This is a genomic window from Rhodococcus sp. Q1, assembly GCF_004153645.1.
GTDB classification, from domain to species: Bacteria; Actinomycetota; Actinomycetes; order Mycobacteriales; family Mycobacteriaceae; genus Rhodococcus; species Rhodococcus gordoniae.
Genome location: NZ_SDMJ01000005.1, coordinates 178,213 through 193,444, shown reverse-complemented (window position 1 = coordinate 193,444; position 15,232 = coordinate 178,213). Strand labels below are relative to the sequence as shown.

Here is a 15,232-nt window from a genome sequence, read left to right as displayed (position 1 = left end):
CGCGGAACGGTCGGGGCTCCACGGATGCGGGTCAGTCGCGGACGGCGCGGGCCATCCGCGCGAAGGTGCGTGCCTCCTCGGCGCGTCGCACGACCACCGATCGCGAGGTGTCGATGTGGGTGAGCAGCAGGTCGTGGGCGTCGTCGAGCTTGTCGGCGAGAACGAGTTCGGCGACCGCGATGTGCTCGTCGACGGTGGCGGCGATGCGATCGGGGGTCAGGTAGTCGAACATCCGCACCGGACGCACCTTGGCGTTCACCGAGGCCAGGGCGTCGCACAGGGCGCGATTGCCGGAGGCGGCGAGCAACGTCATGTGGAAGCGTTCGTCCAGCGTGACGAAACCGGCGTCCGGTTCGGGCGGATGGCTGCGAATCTCGTACCAGTGGTCGAGCTCGGGGCCGAGGACGTCGGGGTCGTGCCGTACCGACTCGTCCGCGAGCACCCGGCGGATCCCGCGCAGCTCCAGGATGGTGCGCAGCTCGTACAGGTCGGCGAGGTCGTCGAAACGCGGACGGTAGGGATACAGTCCCTGGTCACGACGCTCGACGAGCCCGTCGGACACCAGCCGGGCGAGGGCCTCGCGCACCGGAGTGCGCGACACCCCGTACTGCTCGGCGAGCCGTTCCTCGCTGAGCCGTTCGTCGGGGGAGAGTGTGCCGGACATCAGACGGGCACGCAGCGCCGTGTAGACGCGTTCGCGGCGGGTGTCGGCGGCCATCAGATCGCCATTGCTGCGCGGACGGTGGCAGCGGCGTCGACACCACCTTCCCCGGTGGAGGTGATACGCCCGGATTCGAGGACGTAGTAGTGCAGGGCGTTGTCGAGAGCGAAACCGATGTGCTGTTCGACGAGCAGCACCCCGAGGTCGCCGCTACGGCCGAGTTCGACGATGGTGTTCTCGATCTCGGCGACCACCGAGGGCTGGATGCCCTCGGTGGGCTCGTCGAGGACGAGCATGCGCGGTTCGGTGATCAGGGCGCGGGCGATGGCGAGTTGCTGGCGCTGGCCGCCGGAGAGCAACCCTGCCCGGCGGTCGAGCAGCGGGACGAGGGCGGGGAACAAGTCGAGCATGTCGGCGACGAGCGCGCGGCCGTTGCGCCTGGTGTCCGCGACGACCTGCAGGTTCTCACGGCAGGTGAGCTGGCCGAAGGACTGCTGCCCTTGCGGGACGTAGGCCAGACCCCGGGCGACGCGGGCGGACGGTCGCAGCGAGGTGATGTCCTCACCGTCGAAGAGGATCTTTCCTTTCGTGACGGGCAGCAGGCCGACGGCGGCGCGCAGCAGGGTGGTCTTGCCGGCGCCGTTGTGGCCCATGACCGCGACGGACCTGCAGGTCGGGACGGTGAGGGAGAGTCCGTGCAGGATCTCGGTGCGGCCGTAACCGGCGTGGACGTCGACGAGTTCGAGCATCATGCCTCCTGAGGTGCGGTGGCGGTCCCGAGATAGACCTGCTGGACCTGCGGGTCGTTCTGGACCTGGTCGACGGTGCCGTCGGCGATGACCTTGCCGCGGGCGAGGACGGTGACGGAGGTGGCGAAGGCGCGCATGAAGTCCATGTCGTGCTCGACGACGACCACGGTGCGCTGGGCGCCGATGCGGCGCAGCAGTTGCCCGGTCTCCTCGCGTTCGTCGTGGCTCATGCCGGCGACGGGTTCGTCGAGGAGCAGGACGTCGGCGTTCTGGACGAGCAGCATGCCGATCTCGAGCCACTGCTTCTGCCCGTGGGCGAGGATCCCGGCGGGGGTGTCGCGGTGGGCGGTCAGGCCGATCGTTTCGAGGGCTTCCTCGATCTCGGGCAGCACGCCGCTGCGGCGGCGGAGCAGGTGCCAGGGAGAGCGACCGGCACCGGCAGCGATGTCGAGGTTCTGCAGGACCGACAGTTCCTCGAAGACCGAGGCGGTCTGGAAGGTGCGGCCGACGCCGAGCCGCGCGATCCTGTGGGTCTTCTTGCCGAGCAGTTCGACGCCGGACTTGGTGATCGAGCCGGTCGCGGGCACCAGGCCGGTGACGGCGTCGACGAGGGTGGTCTTGCCGGCACCGTTGGGGCCGATGAGGAACCGCAGGTCGCCTTGGAGGAGGGTCAGGTCCACGCCGTCGACGGCGGTGAAGCCGTCGAAGGTGACACGCAGGTCGCGGATCTCGAGGTAGTCGCTGCTCATACCGGCGTTGCCGCCGTAGACGGGTGTGCTCATCGGGCGCGCTCCATCGCGGGAAGGTCGGCGGGTTCGGGTTGGGGTTCGGGTTCGGATGTCGGATCCGGAGGGGTGGTGCGGCGGCGCCGGCGCAGCAGGGTGATCACTCCGGCCAGGCCGGCGGGGAAGAAGCCGACGACGACGATGAACAGCAGGCCCTGGGCGTAGGTCCAGGCGGAGGGGAAGTTCTCCGACAGGGCGGTCTGTGCCCAGGCGACGCCGATGGCGCCGAGGACCGGGCCGAGCAGGGTGTTGCGTCCGCCGATGGCCACGCCGATGAGGAACGCGATCGACGGGACGATGCCGACGTCGGCGGGGGAGATGATGCCGACGATGGGCACGAACATCGCCCCGGCGATGCCGGCGAAGAAGGCGGCGACGGTGTAGGCCACGACCTTGATCAGGGCGGGATCGTAGCCCAGGAAACGGACGCGCTCTTCCTGGTCGCGCACCGCGACGAGCAGTTCACCGTAACGGGACTGCATGAGCTGGCGGGTCGCGGCGACGACGAGCAGCAGGATCGCGGCGACGATGAAGAACAGCATCCGCTTGTTCACCGGGTCGGACAGGTCGTAGCCGAAGAAGGTGCGGAACCTGTTGAGACCGTTGGATCCTCCGGTGGATTGCTGACCGACCAGCAGGATCGCGAAGGCGGCGGCCAGGGCCTGGGAGAGGATCGCGAAGTAGGCACCCTTGACGCGGCGGGCGAACACCCCGAAGCCGAGCAGGGCGGCGACCAGGGCCGGCACGACCAGGATCGCCAGCAGCGTCACGGCGGGCGAGGTGAACGGCACCCAGTAGGCGGGTAGCTCGCGGATGCCGGCGATCTGCATGAAGTCCGGAACCGAATCGCCGCGGAGCTGCGCGTCGGCGATCTTCAGGTGCATCGCCATGATGTAGGCGCCGAGGCCGAAGAACACACCCTGGCCGAGGGTGAGCATGCCGCCTCGGCCCCAGGCCAGACCGATGCCGACGGCGACGATCGCGAAACACAGGAACTTCCCGAGCAGACCGAGACGGAAATCGGAGAGCAGCGCGGGGGCGAGGCCGAACAGGATCAGTGCGGCGAGCGCGAAACCCGCTGCGGTACGGGCGGGTCCGGGGCGGGTGATGATACGAGCGGGTCCGGGGCGGGTGAAGGTGCGGGTCGAGAAGATCGCAGGCATCAGACCAGGCTCCTCGTCTTGACGGCGAACAGGCCCTGCGGGCGGACCTGCAGGAAGATCACGATGAGCACGAACACGATCACCTTCGCGATCGAGGCGGTCGTGGAGTACTCGATGAACGAAGTGAGCAGGCCCAGTGCGACGGCCGCGAGCACCGCGCCCTCGATCCGGCCGAGACCGCCGATAACGACCACGAGGAAGGCGTCGATCAGGTACGACTGCCCGACGGTCGGGCTGGTGGAGCCGATCAGGGTCAGGGCGACACCGGCGAGACCGGCCAGGCCGGAGCCGAGGAAGAAGGTGGTGATGTCGGTGCGGCGGGACGAGATGCCCACGGTCTCGGCGAGATCGCGATTCTGCACCACGGCGCGGATCCGTCGTCCCATCGGGGTGTACTTCAACGACGCGATCAGCGCGATCACACAGATCACGGCCAGGGCGAGGATGAACAGGCGGGTCTTGGGGACCACCGCCCCGAGGATCTCGACCCCGCCGGAGAGCCAGGACGGTGCGACGACGTTGACGGCGGGGGCGCCGAAGATGTCGCGGGCGGCCTGCTGGAGCAGCAGGCCCACACCGAAGGTCACGAGCAGGGTGTCGAGCGGGCGGTGGTACATGCGGCGGATGAGGGTGACCTCGAGCAGCACCCCCATCACACCGCCCACCAGGAAGCCGACGAGCAGGGAGACGAACAGGGACACCCCGGCCGAGGAGATCACCTGCTGCACGACGAACGCCGTGTAGCTGCCGGCCATGATGAATTCGCCGTGGGCCATGTTGATCACGCCCATCTGGCCGAACGTCAGCGACAGCCCCAGCGCTGCCAGCAACAGGATCGATCCGATACTCAATCCTGTGAAGATCTGTCCTACAAGGACATCCATGTCGTCTCCCTCGTCGGCTCGTGCTGTCAGTTACCGGACAGGCCCGAAGCCCAGTCGTAGGACTCGAGGTACGGGTCGGGCTCGATGGCACCGTCGGACTCCCACACGGTGTGGATCAGCCCGTCGCCGCGGATCTCACCGATGCGGGCGGTCTTGGTGATGTGGTGGTTGTCGCCGTCGATGGTCACGGTGCCCTCGGGTGCTTCGAAGGACACCCCGTCGGCAGCGGCGATCACGTCGTCGACCTCGAACGATCCGGCCTTCTCGACCGTGTTCTTCCACAGGAAGACCGACGTGTAAGCGGCTTCCATGGGATCGGAGGTCGGCTTGTTCGCGCCGTACTTCGCCTTGTACGCCTCGACGAAGGACGTGTTCTCGGGCGAGTCGACGGTCTGGTAGTAGTTCCATGCGGTGAGCTGGCCCTCGATGTTCTGCGCACCGATGCCACCCACCTCCTCCTCGGCGATGGACACCGAGACGACCGGCATGTCCTTCGCGTTCAGGCCGGCGTTGGTGTACTCGCGGAAGAACGCGACGTTGGAATCGCCGTTGAGGGTGTTGAACACCGCGTCGGCGTCGGCGGTGCGCACCTTGTTGACGATGGTGGAGAAGTCGGTGGAGCCGAGCGGGGTGTAGTCCTCACCCTTGATCTCGATGCCGTTGGCCTCGGCATAGGCCTTGATGATGCGGTTGGCGGTCTGCGGGAAGACGTAGTCGCTACCGACGAGGTAGAGCGACTTCACGCCCTGCTCCTTCAGGTAGTCCAGGGCAGGCACGATCTGCTGGTTGGTGGTCGCGCCGGTGTAGAAGATGTTCGACGACGATTCGAGACCCTCGTACTGGACGGGGTAGTACAGCAGCGCATTGCGGTCCTCGAAGACCGGCAGCATCGCCTTGCGGCTCGACGACGTCCAGCCTCCGAACACCGCTGCGACGCAGTCGGATCCGATGAGCTTCTCGGCCTTCTCCGCGAACACCGTCGGCTCGGACGCGCCGTCCTCGGAGACGATCCGGATCTGCTTGCCGAGGACACCTCCGTCGGCGTTGATCTCCTCGACGGCCAGTGCGATCGAGTCGCGGACCGTGACCTCGGAGATGGCCATCGTGCCCGACAGCGAGTTGAGCGAGCCCACCGTGACGGTGTCGCCCGAGGTGTCGACGCACGACGCAGCACCGGCGGCGGTGCTGCCCTCGTCACCCGCGCGGCTTCCGCAGGCGGACAGGACGAGTCCGACTGCGACGAGTGCGGCGGGGGCCGCGATGGCGCGGGTGGCGAGCCTGGACCTGACAACAGACATGTAGAGCCCTTCCTTCGAAGGTGGCGGGAGAGGTCCCGGTGTATCCGGGCGGCGTATACAGCGCTGTATCCGTGAGGCCACACAGTAGAAGGGAGTTGTTGCGCGGGAATATCTTCCGGTCACGTTCTCGTGACGCAGATTTCGCGCGTGTTACACAGCGCGCACAAGCATCGGCTACGGACTTCGCTATCCGCTACGGCAATTGCTGTAGCGGACAGCTGAAGGTGTAGCGATTACCTCCGGGCACGGGCGACGGCCCGATCGAAACGGGCGCGGACCACGTCGAATCGGAACAGCTCCGGCCACGTCCACCGCACCACCTCGAAGCCGAGATCGCGCAGCGCGTCCTCACGTCGCTTCTCCCGTCGGACGGCTTCGATCCCGCCGTCGTCGTACTTGCCCATGCCGTCGAACTCACCGACGACGCCTTCGTCCTCCCAGTAGAAGTCGGCTCGCCCGACGAAGAGTCCGCTGGGAGTTCTGATCTCCTGCTGCAGGATCGGCGACGGCATGCCGACCTCCTGCATGCGCACCCGGCTGAGCGACTCGCCAGGGCTTTCACTGCGACCGTCGACGAATGCTGCCACCCGCCGTGCCGCGGCGATGCCCGTACGAGGGCCCGACTCGGCCAGGCAACGGGCGAGAGCTTCCGCGAACCCCGGCTGACGGGCTGCGGCGGAGTCACCCGCGATCACCGATTCGTCGAAGTCGAGCGTGCAGGCGAGGTCGACGACCGTCCGGGCCATCGACGTGCAGGGAACTCCGTCCACCTCGGAGCGGTCGTCGGCGGGGAGTGGCGCGACGTGCAGGTTGCGACTTGCGGTCCTGCGTCCACCACCCGACCTGTCGCGGGTGACGTGCACCCGCGTGAGGTCCGGCTTCCACAGGGCGAGTCCGTGCAGGACGGCGGCGGACTCGTGGCTGGTCACGGTGTCGGCGGACAGGCGCGCACCGACGGACCGGACGCGCATGCGGTAGCGGTCGAGGTCGTCGAGGGAGGCATCGGCGATGTACACGCCGGGTTCGAGTCGTTCGAGTTCACCGTTGCGCAGGGCTCGGCGGATTTCGGTGTCGCTGAGGCCGGTCGTCAGGGCGTCGGCGCGCAGGAGGGGCTGCATGGTGACCACCCTGCCCCACGTCCGCCGCCGAAAAGCTGCGGACGACGCGGATTCCGATCGATCTGTGGATGAGTCGTCGCCCTGTGGACAACGCATTCGCTACATCTTTCGTCATCTGCTGCAGCTATTTCCGTAGCGAATGGCGAATTCCGTAGCGGATGGGTCAGGAGGGTTCGAGAACCGAGCCCATCACGCGCTCGACCGTGATTTCGATGACGACGCGGCGGGGATTGGCGCGGGGCTCGCGGTAGCGGGCGGCGTAGCGACGCTCGCCTTCGCGGACGTCGGCGGGCTCGCGCGTCACGCGGGCCGGTCCCTCGAGGGTGAGCCAGCGTCCGCCGTCGACCTGGCTGACGACGGCGTAACCGCCGCGCTCGACGTTGAGCGTCTTCTGCGAACCTTCGAAGGTGATGACGCGGGCGAGGCCGGCCTTCTCGTCCCACGTGAACCCGACGGCGACGACGTGCGGCGAGCCGTCCTTGCGGAGGGTCGTGAGCGTCGCGAGGTGGTACTCGGACAGGAACTCGAGTGCCTTCGCGCCTATCGCGTCGGGGGTGCGTGCCATGCGACGAGCCTACCGACGCTCAACGCACCAGATACGGCGAGACCGACGAGCGGTGCTCGTTGATGTCGATCTCCTTGCCGAGGGGTGGGAACGCGCGCTGCGGGCAGTTCATCCGCTCGCACACGCGGCAACCCGAGCCGATCGGCGTACCGGGATTGGAGTCGTCGAGGTCGAGACCGTCGGCGTAGACGAGACGATGCGCGTGCCGCAGTTCGCACCCGAGCCCGATCGCGAACGTCTTCGACGGCTGACCGTACCGCGCGGCGCGACGTTCGACGGTGCGCGCGACCCACAGATAGCGACGACCGTCGGGCATCTGCGCGATCTGCGTCATGATCTTGCCGGGATAGGCGAAGGTCTCGTAGACGTTCCACAGCGGGCACGTGCCGCCGCTCGTGGAGAAGTGGAAACCGGTGGCGGACTGCCGCTTCGACATGTTCCCGGCGCGGTCGACGCGGACGAACGAGAACGGGACACCCCGCAGTTTCGGGCGTTGCAGGGTCGAGAGCCGGTGCGCGACCGTCTCGTAGCTGACGCCGTAGAAGGCCGACAGGCGCTCGACGTCGTACCGGAAGTCCTCGGCGATCTCGTGGAACTGCGTGTACGGCAGGATCAACGCGGCCGCCCAGTAGTTGGCGAGCCCCAGCCGGGCCAGTGCTCGCGAGGGATCGCTGGTGAACGAGCCCTCCGCGACGAGACGGTCGATGAGCTCTCCGCACTCCAGATATGCGAGTTCGATGGCCAGCTTGAACACCTGCTGGCCACCGGACAGTTGCGGCGCGACCTCGAGGACGCGGGTCTCGGGGTCGTAGCGGTGCAGGATGTTCTCGCCGAGGTCGATGCGCTTGACGATCTGCACGTCGTGGGCCGTGGTCAGGCGTCGGGCGATCTCGCCGCCGACATCGCCGCGGTGGAAACGGATGCGGTTGGCCAGTTCCTCGGCGGCGGTGTCGAGATCGTGCAGGTAGTTCTGTCGCTGGTAGAAGTAGTCGCGTACCTCTTCGTGCGGCATCGTGATCGCGCCGCTGCCGCTTCCGTCGCTGTACCGCTCCTCGGTGGCGACGGCGAGTTGTGCGGTGGTGTTGCGGAAGCGCCGGTGCAGGTTGACCATCGCCCGCGCGAGGGTGGGGTGGGCGGCGACCATCTCGGCGATCTCCTGGGCGTCGGCCTCGATGCCCATCTCCCGGTCGAGCGCGACCTCCCGCATTTCGGCGATCAGGCGCGTATCGTCCTGCGAGGAGAAGAAGGTGGCGTCCACCCCGAAGACCTCGCTGATGCGGAGCAGGACGGGCACGGTCAGGGGCCGGACGTCGTGCTCGATCTGATTGAGATAGCTTGCGGAGATCTCGAGGGTCTTGGCGAGCGCCGCTTGGCTGAGTCCTCGCTCGGTGCGTAGCTGCCGCAGCCGGGCGCCTACATAGGTCTTGGCCATTCGCCCAGGGTAGAACTGCCTTGCAGCCTTCGCAAGGTGACGTTTGCAGCATGTTAATCGACGGGGGCCGGTGGCGCTTCGAGGCCGAACCACGAACCGGGCGCGAACGCCTCGAACCGGATCGACGCCGGAGCCACACCGGAGGCGACGAGGTCGGTGCGGATCGCGCGCATGAACGGGATCGGACCGCACACGTAGGTGCGGGCGTCGCCCGGAATCGCCAAGCCGGACAGGGGGGTTCGTCCGCCGCTACGGATCTCGTCGTATTCGGTGTAGCGCACGTGGAGTCGGGCGTTCGGCAGCGAGTCGACCAGGGTCCGGATCTCGGTCCGATGCGGTTGCTCGTAGGGGGTGCGGTCGAGGTGGACGACGTCGACGCTCCGGCCGTCGTGGCGGGACTGGAGGTCGCGCAGCGCGGCGACGGTCATGGTCACGCCCACGCCCGCCGAGACGAGCAGCAGCGGTTCGCTGCCCGAGTCGACCACCACGCTGCCGAAGGGCGGCGACACGAGGAGGCGGTCGCCGGACCGCAGGCCGTCGCACAGCACCGGGGAGACGAGTCCGCCCGGTACGCGCTTGACGGTCACCGCCCACTCACCGCTCGTCCTGCCCGGGAACACCGTGTACTGGCGGATCTGCTCGGTCCCGTCGGAGAGCGCGACCCGCACCGAGATGTACTGCCCCGGAAGGAAGGCCGGCAGTGGCCCGCCGTCGACGGAGCGGAGGTGGAGGGTGGCCGCATGCGCACCGTCGTATTCGTGCTCGGTGACGACCACCCGGCGCCAGATGTCGCCGGGCGCGACGCCGGCCTGCCGGTACAGCTTCGTCTCCTGCTCCACCAGAGAATTCGCCATCAACGTGTACACCTCGTGCCAGGCCACGGCGACCTGCGGTGTGACGGCCGCGCCGAGCACCTCGGCTATCGCGGCGAAGAGGTGGGTTCGCACGATCTCGTAGTGCACGGCCCGCACGCCGAGGGAGGCGTGCTTGGCCGCGATCCGCTCCATGATCGGATCGATGTCGGTCGGCGCATGGCTGACGAGCAGCGATGCGAAGGCGGCCACCGAGTCGGCGAGGGCCCGTTGCTGGGCGCCGTCGGCCTGGTTGGTGCGGTTGAAGATGTCCCGCAGGGAGGGGACGGCACGGAAGAGCCGGTTGTAGAAGACACGTGAGATCGTGCCGATCTCGGCTCCGACCACCGGCAGGGTCGCTTCGATGATCGACCGCGACGTACTCGAGAGAATGTCGACTCCTCGTGTTCGGGGGCTGTTCGACCGGGGCCGGACAGGCCGAGCAGTGCGACGCGCCGGCCCCGATCCGGCCGGAGACATGTTACGGGTGGGATTCGAGGGGTCAATGGGCATCGCGAGGGCAGATCACCTCTTGTGAAGGCGGTCACAGGCGGCTGTCCGATCTGTCCGCCGGTGGGTGATTCGGCGGAGCACTACGTCCCGACGTCGGCGTACGGGAGGGGGCGGCAAAACCCGAGGTAGTTACTACTCGCGGGTAATAAACCTGTGCCCGATTCGGGTAGTTGGACCGGCCATCGATTAGCAAAATTTGCAATGCCTGCTTCGAAAATAACCGAGATTGGCATTAGCAACAGGTAGACGGGGTTTTTGGAGTGTGCCATTGTCGTTCTTGTACATCCGAACGGCACGCAAAGGATGTGAAGTCGTACAGGCGTACTGCTTCATCCGGAGCGGGGCAGATCTAGAGAGTGGAGATTTGATGTCGACCACCGGCACCCCGAGGACTGCAGAAGAGATCCAGAAGGATTGGGACACCAATCCGCGCTGGAAGGGGGTCACCCGCAACTACACCGCCGAGCAGGTCGCCAAGCTGCAGGGCACCGTCGTCGAGGAAGCCACCCTCGCCCGCCGCGGTTCCGAGATCCTGTGGGATCTCGTCAACAACGAGGACTACATCAACTCGCTCGGTGCCCTCACGGGTAACCAGGCCGTCCAGCAGGTCCGCGCCGGCCTGAAGGCCATCTACCTGTCCGGCTGGCAGGTCGCCGGCGATGCCAACCTCTCGGGCCACACCTACCCGGACCAGTCGCTGTACCCGGCGAACTCGGTTCCGCAGGTCGTGCGCCGCATCAACAACGCGCTGCTGCGCGCCGACGAGATCGCCAAGGTCGAGGGCGACACCTCCGTCGAGAACTGGCTCGCCCCGATCGTCGCCGACGGTGAGGCCGGCTTCGGTGGCGCCCTCAACGTCTACGAGCTGCAGAAGGCCATGATCGCGGCCGGCGTCGCCGGTTCGCACTGGGAGGACCAGCTCGCGTCGGAGAAGAAGTGCGGTCACCTCGGTGGCAAGGTGCTCATCCCCACGCAGCAGCACATCCGCACCCTGACCTCGGCTCGCCTCGCGGCCGACGTCGCCGACGTCCCCACGGTCGTCATCGCCCGTACCGACGCCGAGGCCGCGACCCTCATCACCTCCGATGTGGACGAGCGCGACCGCGAGTTCCTCGACGGCACCCGCACCGCCGAAGGCTTCTTCGGCGTCAAGAACGGCATCGAGCCCTGCATCGCCCGTGCGAAGGCCTACGCTCCGTACTCCGATCTCATCTGGATGGAGACCGGCGTGCCGGACCTCGAGGTCGCGAAGAAGTTCGCCGAGGCCGTTCGCAGCGAGTTCCCGGATCAGCTGCTCGCCTACAACTGCTCGCCGTCCTTCAACTGGAAGGCTCACCTGGACGACGCGACCATCGCGAAGTTCCAGAAGGAGCTCGGCGCGATGGGCTTCAAGTTCCAGTTCATCACCCTCGCCGGCTTCCACTCGCTCAACTACGGCATGTTCGACCTGGCCCACGGCTACGCCCGCGAGGGCATGACGGCCTTCGTCGACCTGCAGGAGCGCGAGTTCAAGGCGGCCAAGGAGCGCGGCTTCACCGCCATCAAGCACCAGCGTGAGGTCGGTGCCGGCTACTTCGACAGCATCGCCACCACCGTCGATCCCAACACCTCCACGGCTGCCCTGAAGGGCTCCACCGAGGAAGGCCAGTTCCACTAGGAACAAGCGCCACCGAAGAGGCCACCACCCCGCGGCGGGATCCACAGGTCCCCATGTCTCGCCGCGGGGTGTGTGCGCATCTGGAGCGGTTCGATGCTCCGATGGGCACACCCTCGATGCGTTTCCCCGTGCACCGACGACCCTCGGCCACGACCCCCACAACGAGAAGGAGCTGACGTGACCAGCGAAAAGATTCAGCGCGTCGGCGTGATCGGCGCCGGCATCATGGGCGCAGGTATCGCCGAGGTGTGCGCACGCGCTCATGTCGACGTACTGGTGTTCGAGCAGACCCGCGAACTCGCGGCTGCAGGACGCGCCCGCATCCTCCGGTCGCTCGACCGGGGTGTCAGCAGCGGCAAGATCACCGAACGGGAGCGTGAGCAGGCCGCATGGCGTCTGCGCTTCACCTCCGATCTCGGTGACTTCGCCGATCGGCAGCTCGTCGTGGAGGCCGTCGTCGAGGACGAGAAGGTCAAGAGCGAGATCTTCGCCGAGCTCGACAAGATCGTCACCGATCCCAACGCGGTGCTCGCCTCGAACACCTCGTCGATCCCGATCATGAAGCTCGGTATCGCCACCCGCGCCCCCGAGCGTGTCATCGGCATGCACTTCTTCAACCCCGTGCCGGTGCTCCCGCTCGTCGAGCTCGTCACCACCCTGAAGACCGGCCCCACCGTCTCCAAGCGCGCCGAGGCCTTCGCCGCCGACGTACTGGGCAAGCAGGTCGTGCGGTCCTCCGATCGCGCAGGTTTCATCGCCAACGCACTGCTGGTGCCGTACCTGCTCTCGGCGATCCGGATGGTCGAGTCCGGCTTCGCCACCAAGGAGGACATCGACAAGACGATGGTCCTGGGCTGCGCCCACCCGATGGGTCCGCTCGCCCTGACCGACCTCGTCGGTCTGGACACCGTCAAGTCGATCGCCGACTCCATGTACGAGGAGTTCAAGGAGCCCCTGTACTCGGCACCGCCGCTGCTGCAGCGCATGGTCGAGGCGGGACTCGTCGGCAAGAAGTCGGGCGCCGGCTTCTACGAGTACGCCGACAACGGCCGCACGGTCAAGAAGGCCGGCTAGCCAGGTAGCACCACCGCACACGGCGCCCGTGCCCGGAGACAGTGTCCGCACTGGTCACCGGTGCACGGGCGCGGTGTGCATGAGGGAAAGGTCGACGCCGACATGGCAACTCCTGCCGACGGATACGGATCCAGCATCCTCGGGTACCCGCGCATCGGTCCCCGCCGCGAGCTCAAGTTCGCCCTCGAGGCCTACTGGCACGGTGAGGGCACGCGGGACGAACTCGTCGCGGTCGCTCGCGAGCTCCAGGAGAACACCTGGCGCGAGCTCGCAGCCACGGGTCTGACCCAGGTACCCGGCAACACGTTCTCCTACTACGACCACGTCCTCGACAACGCCCTGTTGTTCGGGGCGCTGCCCGAGCGGTTCCGTCCGCTGGTCGACGAGCTCGACCCGCTCGATCTGTACTTCACACTCTGCCGCGGACGCGAGGACTTCCCGCCGCTCGAGCTGGTGCGCTGGTTCGGCAGCAACTACCACTACCGCCAGCCCGAACTCGACGAGAACACCGTCTTCGGGTTGAACTCGGCGGCAGTGCTCGACGAGTTCGAGCGCGCGAAGGCCGAGGGCGTCGAACTGCGGCCGGTGGTGCTCGGCCCGGTCTCGCTGCTGTTGCTGTCGAAGGTCGCGCCGACCTCGACGAAGGAGGGTTTCCGCACCCTCGACCTGCTCGATGCACTGCTCCCCGAGTACGAGAAGCTCTTCGAGCAGCTCGCGCGGGCCGGCGCGACCTGCGTGCAGCTCGACGAGCCGTCGTTCACCGAGGACCGCAGGGAAGAGGAGCTCGCAGCCCTCGCGCGGGCCTACGACGTGCTCTCGCACGCTCCGCTGCGGCCGCGTCTGCTCGTCACCGGCCCGTACGGGCATCTCGGTGAGGCGCTGCCGATCCTGGCCGCGTCGAAGGTCGAGGCGATCGGCCTGGACCTCGTCAACGGACGCATCGGCGCGGCCGAACTGGCCGCCGTTCCCGGGTTGAAGCGCAAACGCATCTACGCCGGGGTCGTCGACGGCCGCAACGTGTGGAAGGCCGACCGCCACCGCACGCTCGAGTACCTGAAGTCGATCGCCGCCGTCGCACCGGATCTCGTCGTGTCGACCTCGTGCTCGCTGCTGCACGTGCCCTACGACGTGCTCGTCGAGTACGACATCCCCGGAGACGTGGCCGATCGTCTCGCCTTCGCGAAGCAGAAGGTGGGGGAGGTGGTCTCCCTCGCCAAGGCGCTCACGACCGGAGCAGAGGAGCGTTGGCGCAAGCCGCCCGTGTCGGTGCACTTCAAGCAGAAGCACACCGTGCGTGCGCGTCTCAATGCGGTCACACCCGCCCATCGGGTGCGCGCGCCGTACGAGGAGCGGCAGGTCGCACAGAGCGAGCGCCTGAATCTTCCGCCGGTGCCGGCGACCACCCTCGGGTCGTTTCCGCAGACCGCGGAGATCCGCAGGGCGCGAGCAGAACTCGGTCGTGGTCGCATGTCGTACGACGAGTACGTCAAGCGGATCCAGGAGGAGATCGAGTCCACCATCCGTCTGCAGGAGAACATCGGTCTCGACGTCCTCGTCCACGGCGAGCACGAACGCAACGACATGGTGCAGTACTTCGCGGAGTTGATGGAGGGCTTCGCCACCACGCACTTCGGTTGGGTGCAGGCCTACGGTTCACGCTGCACGCGTCCGCCGATCCTCTACGGAGACATCGTGCGCCCGAAGTCGATGACGGTCGAGTGGATCGCGTTCGCGCAGTCGCTGACCGACAAGCCGGTCAAGGGCATGCTCACCGGCCCGGTGACGATGCTGGCGCGCTCGTACGTGCGTCAGGATCAACCGCTCCACGAGACGGCCGATCAGCTCGCGCTGGCCATCCGTGACGAGATCGCCGATCTCGAGCGGGCGGGCATCGCGATCATCCAGGTCGACGAACCGGCCATCCGGGAACTGCTGCCGCTGCGGCAGGACGGGCGCGCCGAGTACCTCGACTGGGCGGTCGATGCCTTCCGTCTCGCGACCGGTGGTGCGAAGCCGGAGACGCAGATCCATACGCACCTGACCTACTCGGGTCAGACGTCGGTGGTCGACGCGATCGAACGGCTCGATGCCGACGTCACGGCGATCGTGGCGACGCGCTCGATCCGCTGGGTGCTCGAGGCGATCAAGGACCGCGCGCTGTCCCACGGTGTCGGCCCCGGCGTCTACGAGTCGCGGTCGGCGCGGATCCCGGACATCGACGAACTGGACGAGCTGCTCACCGAAGCGGCCGAATCGGTGGAACTGGACCGGTTGTGGGCCAACCCGGACGGCGGCCTCAAGACCCGTCACCACTGGCAGCTCGAACCGTCGCTGCGCAATCTCGTCGCGGCAGCCCGCCGACTGCGCCGCCGGGCGGCGCACCAGGCCGACTAGGTCGCCGGGCGGCGCACCGGGCCGGAGAGCGGAACCGTATCGACGACATGCACCCGCGGGAACTACCGCGGGTGCATGTCGTCGTGAG

At 67.4% G+C, this 15,232-nt stretch carries 13 protein-coding genes; 3 read left to right on the top strand and 10 right to left on the bottom strand.

Annotation, left to right across the window (positions count from 1 at the left end; genetic code table 11):
* Positions 1 to 31 precede the first annotated feature (31 nt).
* The 10 genes from EQ874_RS16640 to EQ874_RS16595 all read right to left on the bottom strand — a co-directional run bounded on the left by EQ874_RS16640 (position 32) and on the right by EQ874_RS16595 (position 9,854).
* The gene (locus EQ874_RS16640; protein WP_129977460.1) at positions 32 to 718 is read right to left on the bottom strand and encodes a GntR family transcriptional regulator; all 687 of its coding nucleotides are present in this window, start codon (positions 716 to 718) and stop codon (positions 32 to 34) included.
* A complete protein-coding gene (gene urtE / locus EQ874_RS16635) occupies positions 718 to 1,410 on the bottom strand; it encodes an urea ABC transporter ATP-binding subunit UrtE (RefSeq protein WP_129977585.1) in 693 nt (230 codons plus the stop codon). The genes EQ874_RS16640 and urtE overlap by 1 nt, the downstream gene beginning before the upstream one ends.
* Complete coding sequence (gene urtD / locus EQ874_RS16630; protein WP_129977459.1) at positions 1,410 to 2,192, bottom strand: urea ABC transporter ATP-binding protein UrtD; 783 nt, start codon at positions 2,190 to 2,192, stop codon at positions 1,410 to 1,412. The genes urtE and urtD overlap by 1 nt, the downstream gene beginning before the upstream one ends.
* On the bottom strand, positions 2,189 to 3,358 hold the full coding sequence (urtC, locus tag EQ874_RS16625; RefSeq protein WP_242496785.1) for an urea ABC transporter permease subunit UrtC: 1,170 nt from the start codon (positions 3,356 to 3,358) through the stop codon (positions 2,189 to 2,191). Before urtC ends, urtD begins: the two co-directional genes overlap by 4 nt.
* Positions 3,358 to 4,242 carry an urea ABC transporter permease subunit UrtB gene (urtB, locus tag EQ874_RS16620; RefSeq protein ID WP_129977458.1) on the bottom strand — a complete coding sequence of 295 codons (885 nt, stop codon included), beginning with the start codon at positions 4,240 to 4,242 and terminating at the stop codon, positions 3,358 to 3,360. The genes urtC and urtB overlap by 1 nt, the downstream gene beginning before the upstream one ends.
* Positions 4,243 to 4,268: 26 nt before the next feature.
* Positions 4,269 to 5,540 (bottom strand): urea ABC transporter substrate-binding protein, encoded by a 1,272-nt coding sequence (gene urtA, locus EQ874_RS16615; protein ID WP_129977457.1) that lies wholly within the window; start codon positions 5,538 to 5,540, stop codon positions 4,269 to 4,271.
* A 233-nt stretch (positions 5,541 to 5,773) separates the two neighbouring features.
* Positions 5,774 to 6,658 carry a type IV toxin-antitoxin system AbiEi family antitoxin domain-containing protein gene (locus EQ874_RS16610; RefSeq protein ID WP_129977455.1) on the bottom strand — a complete coding sequence of 295 codons (885 nt, stop codon included), beginning with the start codon at positions 6,656 to 6,658 and terminating at the stop codon, positions 5,774 to 5,776.
* A 163-nt stretch (positions 6,659 to 6,821) separates the two neighbouring features.
* Complete coding sequence (locus tag EQ874_RS16605) at positions 6,822 to 7,223, bottom strand: PPOX class F420-dependent oxidoreductase (protein WP_129977453.1); 402 nt, start codon at positions 7,221 to 7,223, stop codon at positions 6,822 to 6,824.
* 19 nt (positions 7,224 to 7,242) lie between these two features.
* The gene (gene ramB, locus EQ874_RS16600; RefSeq protein ID WP_016931979.1) at positions 7,243 to 8,655 is read right to left on the bottom strand and encodes an acetate metabolism transcriptional regulator RamB; all 1,413 of its coding nucleotides are present in this window, start codon (positions 8,653 to 8,655) and stop codon (positions 7,243 to 7,245) included.
* 53 nt (positions 8,656 to 8,708) lie between these two features.
* Positions 8,709 to 9,854, bottom strand: a complete 1,146-nt coding sequence (locus EQ874_RS16595; protein ID WP_242496784.1) for a globin domain-containing protein — start codon at positions 9,852 to 9,854, stop codon at positions 8,709 to 8,711.
* A 532-nt stretch (positions 9,855 to 10,386) separates the two neighbouring features.
* On the opposite strand from EQ874_RS16595, the gene aceA reads away from it, so the two are divergent.
* The 3 genes from aceA to metE all read left to right on the top strand — a co-directional run bounded on the left by aceA (position 10,387) and on the right by metE (position 15,144).
* Positions 10,387 to 11,676 (top strand): isocitrate lyase, encoded by a 1,290-nt coding sequence (gene aceA, locus EQ874_RS16590; protein ID WP_016931981.1) that lies wholly within the window; start codon positions 10,387 to 10,389, stop codon positions 11,674 to 11,676.
* A gap of 177 nt (positions 11,677 to 11,853) precedes the next feature.
* Positions 11,854 to 12,750 carry a 3-hydroxybutyryl-CoA dehydrogenase gene (locus EQ874_RS16585; protein WP_016931982.1) on the top strand — a complete coding sequence of 299 codons (897 nt, stop codon included), beginning with the start codon at positions 11,854 to 11,856 and terminating at the stop codon, positions 12,748 to 12,750.
* A 102-nt stretch (positions 12,751 to 12,852) separates the two neighbouring features.
* A complete protein-coding gene (metE, locus tag EQ874_RS16580; protein WP_129977452.1) occupies positions 12,853 to 15,144 on the top strand; it encodes a 5-methyltetrahydropteroyltriglutamate--homocysteine S-methyltransferase in 2,292 nt (763 codons plus the stop codon).
* Positions 15,145 to 15,232: the final 88 nt, after the last annotated feature.